Source organism: Microbacterium sp. UBA837, assembly GCF_002296025.1.
Classification (GTDB): Bacteria; Actinomycetota; Actinomycetes; order Actinomycetales; family Microbacteriaceae; genus Microbacterium.
On sequence record NZ_DBHD01000002.1, the window covers coordinates 1 to 6,453 of the forward strand.

Below are 6,453 nucleotides of genomic sequence, written 5' to 3' on the forward strand. Positions count from 1 at the left end.
CTCGGCGTCATCCGTCCCGGCGAGCACGGCTCGACCTTCGGAGGGAACCCGCTCGCTGCCGCGATCGGTGAGCGTGTCGTTGAGATGCTCTCGACCGGAGAGTTCCAGGAGCGAGCTCGCGCACTCGGGGAGCACCTCGAGTCGCGCCTTTCGGACCTCGTCGGGCACGGGGTGACCGCGATCCGCGTCGCGGGGCTCTGGGCAGGCATCGACATCGATCCGCACGTCGGCACCGGGCGAGAGGTGGCCGAGCGGCTCCTCTCCCGTGGCGTGCTCGTCAAGGACACGCACGGTCAGACCATCCGGATCGCACCGCCCCTCGTCATCCGTGCCACCGAGATCGACTGGGCAGTCGAGCAGCTCAAACTCGTCCTCGCTGCGTGACCCCCGCGCCCGGCCTGTCCCGAGGCGCGAACCCACAGCATCCTGCCCGAACCCACACGTTCTGGCGCGCGGAAGGTGTGGGTTCGGCGCGGAAGGTGTGGGTTCGGCGGACGGGGTGGATGCGGGAAGCGGGTGCTACGCGACGTTGGCGATGATGGTGTGCCAACCGGTCGCACCGTTCGGAGCCGGCGGGGCCTGATCGGATGTCTGCGTTTCGCCGTTGACGTTCGTGGCGCGGCACCGGATGGTGTGCTGACCGGCATCCGTCGCGTTCCACGGGATGCTCCACTGCACCCACGTGTCGTCGGAGATCGCGGTGGCAAGCTCTGCCTGCTGCCACGGGCCGTCATCGATCTTCACCTCGACGCCGGCTACCCCGACGTGCTGCTGCCACGCCACGCCCGCGATGACGGTCTGGCCGGCGGGCACGGTGACGCCCGAGCGGGGCACATCGATACGGGACTGCAGCTTGATGGGGCCGAGTTCCGACCAGCCGCGCGGGGTCCAGTAGCCCTCGGCCTGATCGAACCGCGTGACCTCGAGATCGACGACCCACTTGGTGGCCGATACGTATCCGTAGAGCCCGGGTACGACCATCCGCACCGGAAAGCCGTGCTCGGGTGGAAGGGGCTCGCCGTTCATGCCGATGGCGAGAATCGCATTGCGATCGTCAGTGAGCGCCTCCAGTGGCGTCCCCGCGGTGAACCCATCGACCGACGTCGACAGCACCATGTCGGCATCCGCCGTCGGGCGAGCCCGGGCGAGCAGCTCGCGGATGGGGTAACCCAGCCATACCGCGTTGCCGACGAGGTCACCGCCGACGTTGTTCGAGACGCACGTGAGTGTCGTCGTGCTCTCATCCAGCGGCAGCGCGAGCAGTTCGTCCCAGGTGAGTTCGACCTCTTCCTCGACCATGCCGTGGATGCGAAGACTCCACGTCGCAGGATCGACCTGCGGAACCACCAGGGCAGTGTCGATGCGGTAGAAGTCGGCGTTCGGCGTGATGAGGGGCGTGATCCCCTGGATGTCGAGCTCGGCGCCCGCGGGTATTGGCGGGGCGGTCGTCGCGGGCGCAGGCAGCTTCAACGCGTCGCGCACGGTCGTCACCGCTCGCGCCCCGCCGCGTGCGATGTTTCCGGCGACTGCCGCAATAACGCCGACCGCGGTTGCGCCGCCCATCCACACGAGTGCCTGGCGGCGGCTCGGTCGAGTGTCGGCATCCGTGTCGGTGGCCTCGTCATCGCGCGCCGCACTGCGCCGCAGTACCCGGATGAGGTAGTGCAGCGCAAGGACCGAAACGACGCCTGCGATGACCGAGGGAAGCCAAGCGATCCCGCTGGCATCGCTGCGGGTGAGGGCGACGACAGCGCCCACGACACCGAACGCGCCGAGAATGACCAGGCCCCACGGGGGCTTGCGCAGCTGCAGGATGCCGGCCACTCCCGCCAGCAGCACGAGGACGATTCCGATGCCCGTCAGCAGAGCGATCTTGTCGTTCGTCCCGAACAGGGCGATCGCGAGGTCCTTGCCCCACGGCGGCGCGGCATCGATGATCGCCCCGCCGATGACGGCGAACGGGCTGGATGCCGGAGCGAACAAGACCGCCGAGAGTTCTCCCAGGCCCGCACCGAGGATCGCCGCGGCGGCTCCTGCGAGAGCGGCGACGGCGGTGTCTTGCCTGCGTCGGGTGTCACCCACGTTCCCGAGGCTAACCGCGTTCGGAGGGGGTGCGGCCCGTCCGTAAGGAATCCGAAAGAAGGAAACACCCGTGCAACACGGCCGCGACTAGGCTCGACCCATGGGTGACCTGTTCGACGGATACGGCTCCACCGCATCGACGCGGAAGACATCGTCGGGCGTCCCGCCCTTCGATGAGATGTTCGCGTCAGCGCCGGCAAAGGATGGGTCGGCCGAGTCGCGGCGGGCGTACCGCGAGCTCTACCAGGCGCTCGCGCAGATGACCCAAGAGGAGCTGCGCGGCCGCACCGATTCGCTTGCGAGTTCGTACCTCGCGCAAGGCGTCACGTTCGATTTCGCGGGTGAGGAACGCCCCTTCCCGCTGGATGCTGTGCCCCGTGTCATCCCCTACGACGAGTGGTCGCGTGTGGAGGCTGGAGTCTCGCAGCGCGTCCGGGCCCTCGAAGCGTTCCTCGATGACGCGTACGGTCGGCAGCACTGCGTGCGTGACGGAGTGCTGCCAGCCGCGCTCATCGCGTCCTCGCAGTACTACTACCGGCAGGCTGCCGGGATTCACAGTGCCAACGGAGTGCGCATCCAGGTCTCGGGGATCGACCTCATCCGTGATGAGCACGGCGAGATGCGCGTGCTCGAAGACAACGTTCGTGTGCCATCCGGCGTGAGCTACGTCATCTCGAACCGGCGGGTGATGGCCCAGACGCTGCCCGAGCTGTTCGTGTCGATGCGGGTGCGCCCGGTCGGTGACTATCCGAACAAGCTGCTGGGCGCGCTTCGTGCCTCGGCGCCCCCGGGCATCGAGGACCCGAACGTCGTCGTCCTCACCCCCGGTGTCTACAACTCGGCGTACTTCGAGCACACCCTGCTTGCCCGGCTCATGGGCGTCGAGCTCGTCGAAGGCCGGGATCTCGTATGCATCGGCGGCAAGGTCTTCATGCGCACGACCCGTGGACCGCAGCGCGTCGACGTGATCTACCGTCGGGTCGACGACGACTTCCTCGATCCGCTGCAGTTTCGCGCCGACTCCATGCTCGGAGCTCCCGGCCTGCTGCTGGCAGCGCGCCTGGGCAACGTCACGATCGCCAACGCCGTGGGCAACGGCGTCGCCGACGACAAACTGCTCTATACCTACGTGCCCGACCTGATCCGGTACTACCTCGCCGAAGAGCCGATCCTCAAGAATGTCGACACGTGGCGCCTCGAGGATCCGAACGCGCTCGAGGAGGTCCTGGACCGTCTCGACGAGCTCGTGGTGAAGCCAGTCGATGGCTCGGGCGGGAAGGGTCTCGTCGTCGGCCCGGATGCCTCGCCTGCCGAACTTGAGAAGCTTCGCAAGCGCCTGCTTGCCGACCCGCGCGGCTGGATCGCCCAGCCGGTCGTCATGCTCTCGACCATCCCGACTCTCGTGGAGGACGGGGTGCGGCCACGGCACGCAGACCTGCGTCCGTTCGCCGTCAACAACGGCGACGAAGTGTGGGTGCTCCCGGGTGGTCTCACCCGCGTGGCGCTGCCGGAGGGGCAGCTCGTCGTCAACTCGAGCCAGGGCGGTGGATCCAAAGACACGTGGATCGTCGGCGGCGATGCTCCGCCGCACGTCGAGTACGGGCAGGGTCACGGTCTAGCCGGGCTCGTCGCCGATCAGGCGTCCGTCACCGAGGCGATCCCGATCATCTATCCCGAGCAGACCGAGCCGACGCACTCGCCACAGGATCGTCCCCGCACGCACACCGAGCAGCAAGAGCAACAGCAGCAGCAGGCCCAGGATGGTGCGCCATGCTGAGCCGCATCGCCGAGAGCCTCTTCTGGATCGGACGCTACATCGAGCGCTCGGACGGCACTGCCCGCATCCTCGACGTGCACCTCCAGCTCCTGCTGGAGGATCCCTGGATCGACGAAGACACCGCGTGCCGGTCGCTCCTGAGCGTCATGGGCTCCGTTCCGCCGGACGGCCTCGAGGTCGTCGGGCGTAACGACGTGCTGCAGCGGCTCGCGGTCGACCGGATGAACCCCTCGAGCATCGCCTACTCGGTGGCATCCGCCCGCGAGAACGCACGCCGGGCCCGGGAGATCGTCTCGACCGAGCTCTGGGAGTGCCTCAACACCACCAACTCCCGGATGCCGCGGCGTCTGCAGACCGACAAGGTGCACGACTTCTTCCAGTGGGCCCGCGAGCGCGCCGCGCTCGCGGTCGGAGTCGTGGACTCGTCGACGAGCCGGGATGAGTCGTGGCAGTTCTTCACACTCGGGCGCAGCATCGAGCGGGCCGACATGACCGCTCGGCTCCTTGCCACGCGGTCGCTGACCGAGGCATCCGGTCCGTCGTGGACGACGATTCTGCGGTCGTGCGGCGCCTACGAGGCATACCTGCGCACCTATCGGGGCATCCCGAGTGCGCGCAACGCCGCCGAGTTCCTGCTCTTGGACCGCCTGTTCCCGCGCTCGATCATCTACTCGATCCAGCAGGCAGAGGCGTGCATGTCGGCCATCGATCCGCGTGCCGACCGCGTCGGGCACTCCAGCAGCGTTCTGCGAGCGCTCGGCCGGATCCGCAACGAGCTCGAGTACAAGCCCGTCGCCGACATCCTCAGCGATCTTCCCGAGGAGATGGAGCGCGTGCAGGTCGTCACCCGCGAGGCGTCGGAGGCGATCCGCCAGCGCTTCTTCCCGACGCAGGCTGAGCCGAGCTGGATCGGAGAGATCTCATGAAGCGCCTGCGCATCGAACACCAGACGGCCTTCGCGTACCAGGGGGACGTCTCGGCCTCGTACAACGAGGCGCGGATGCTGCCGGGTTCCACCGACAGCCAGTTCGTGCTGAGCGCTTCGCTCGACATCGAACCGTCGACGTCGGTGAACCAGTACGTCGACTACTTCGGCACGCGGGTGACCTCGTTCGACATCCTGTCGCCTCACGCCTCCCTGACTCTCACCGCTCGCTCCCTCGTGGAGGTGCGCCCGCGTCCGCTCGAGCACGCAGACATGACCTGGGATCAGCTGCGCCGGGAGGCGGCGCGTTCGGTAGAGGTCGTCGAGCAGCTCGGCCAGACCTCGCGCACCAAGCCGCATCCGGAGGTTGCGGAGATAGCCCGGGCAGTTGCTGCGCAGCACGATCAGCCGGGCCAGGCCGCTCACGCTATAGCGATGGCTATCGGGGATGCCGTCGAGTACGTCCACGGCGTGACGGGCGTCCACTCCACCGGGGCAGAAGCCTGGGAGGCGCGCAAGGGCGTCTGCCAGGACATCGCGCACATCGTGTTGGGGGCGCTGCGTGAGGTCGGTATCCCCGCCCGCTACGTCTCGGGATACCTGCACCCGAATGCCAACGCCGAGGTCGGGGTGCCCGTCGAGGGAGAATCGCACGCCTGGGTGGAGTGGTTCTCGGGATCGTGGGAGGGCTTCGACCCGACCAACAACACCGAGATCGGAGACCGTCACGTGCTCGTGGGACGCGGCCGCGACTACAACGACGTGCCGCCTGTGCGGGGCGTGTACGCGGGGCCCTTCAAGAGCGACATGTCGGTGAAGGTGACGATCACCCGCGAGGCGTGACCTGGGTGACGGAGTGTTGCGTCGCGTGACGGCGGCTGACGCGGTGTGACGGTATATGACCTCGCGTGACCCTGCGTTTCGGACGGAGTTCGCTGGATGCGTTGACCGGGACTACCGTCGCGTCATGACAACTCTCGCGCCCACCTCCGAAGACCTTGCTGTCGAGCGCGCGTCCCGCCTGGATGCTGCAGCATCCGCCTGGGGATCGCGGATCGACGCCGACCGCACGGCCGCCCACCTCACCTATCGCGTCCGCGGCACCGGCGAGGGAGCCGTTGCGACCCGCGTCAGTGCCGGCGGACACGAGTTCGTCATCGACGAACCTGCCGCGCTTGCCGGTGACGATTCAGCTGCAAGCCCCGTCGAGTACGCGCTCGGCGCGATCGCCGCGTGTCAGGTGGTCGTTTTTCGCCTCTACGCTCACGCGCTCGGCATCGCGCTCGATCACATCGAGGTGACGGCCGAGGGAGATCTCGATGCGGCTCGATTGTTCGGCAAGGACGAGACCGTCCGCCCCGGTTTCTCCGAGGTGCGCGTCTCGATCGAGGTGAGCGGCGACGCGAGCGCAGCCGAGTACGAACGGCTGCGCCAGGTCGTCGACGCCCACTGCCCCGTCCTCGACCTGTTCGCCAATCCCACGCCGGTCACGACATCCGTGACGGTTCGCTGACCGACCTCCTCAGGACTCGGCCCGGTCGACCTGTTCGCGCAGGTCCTCCGGGTCGAGGTTTGCCCGAGCGAACTCGGGGGTGCGGGGGAGCTCAAGATGCAGATCCGTGCCGACGCACACCTGCACCCTGCCGCGGAGTATGACGTGATCGAGCAC

Annotated in this window: 6 protein-coding genes; 5 read left to right on the forward strand and 1 reads right to left on the reverse strand. The window is 67.9% G+C overall.

What is annotated here, in order from left to right; translation table 11 throughout:
• Nucleotides 1-384: aminotransferase class III-fold pyridoxal phosphate-dependent enzyme (locus B3587_RS00105; RefSeq protein ID WP_292725612.1), on the forward strand; the 384-nt coding region annotated here is incomplete at its 5' end.
• 135 nt (nucleotides 385-519) lie between these two features.
• Here B3587_RS00105 and B3587_RS00110 read toward each other — a convergent pair.
• Nucleotides 520-2,082, reverse strand: a complete 1,563-nt coding sequence (locus B3587_RS00110; RefSeq protein WP_292725614.1) for a molybdopterin-dependent oxidoreductase — start codon at nucleotides 2,080-2,082, stop codon at nucleotides 520-522.
• Between the two features lie 100 nt (nucleotides 2,083-2,182).
• Here B3587_RS00110 and B3587_RS00115 point away from each other — a divergent pair, with 100 nt between their 5' ends.
• From B3587_RS00115 to B3587_RS00130, 4 genes are all read left to right on the forward strand, one after another.
• Nucleotides 2,183-3,859 (forward strand): circularly permuted type 2 ATP-grasp protein, encoded by a 1,677-nt coding sequence (locus B3587_RS00115; RefSeq protein ID WP_292725616.1) that lies wholly within the window; start codon nucleotides 2,183-2,185, stop codon nucleotides 3,857-3,859.
• Nucleotides 3,853-4,785, forward strand: coding sequence for an alpha-E domain-containing protein (locus tag B3587_RS00120; protein ID WP_292725618.1), 933 nt, complete (start codon nucleotides 3,853-3,855; stop codon nucleotides 4,783-4,785). The genes B3587_RS00115 and B3587_RS00120 overlap by 7 nt, the downstream gene beginning before the upstream one ends.
• A complete protein-coding gene (locus tag B3587_RS00125) occupies nucleotides 4,782-5,627 on the forward strand; it encodes a transglutaminase family protein (protein WP_228178390.1) in 846 nt (281 codons plus the stop codon). Before B3587_RS00120 ends, B3587_RS00125 begins: the two co-directional genes overlap by 4 nt.
• Before the next feature lie 124 nt (nucleotides 5,628-5,751).
• Nucleotides 5,752-6,297: an OsmC family protein gene (locus B3587_RS00130; RefSeq protein ID WP_292725619.1), complete on the forward strand. Its 546-nt coding sequence runs from the start codon at nucleotides 5,752-5,754 to the stop codon at nucleotides 6,295-6,297.
• The last annotated feature ends 156 nt before the right edge of the window (nucleotides 6,298-6,453 follow it).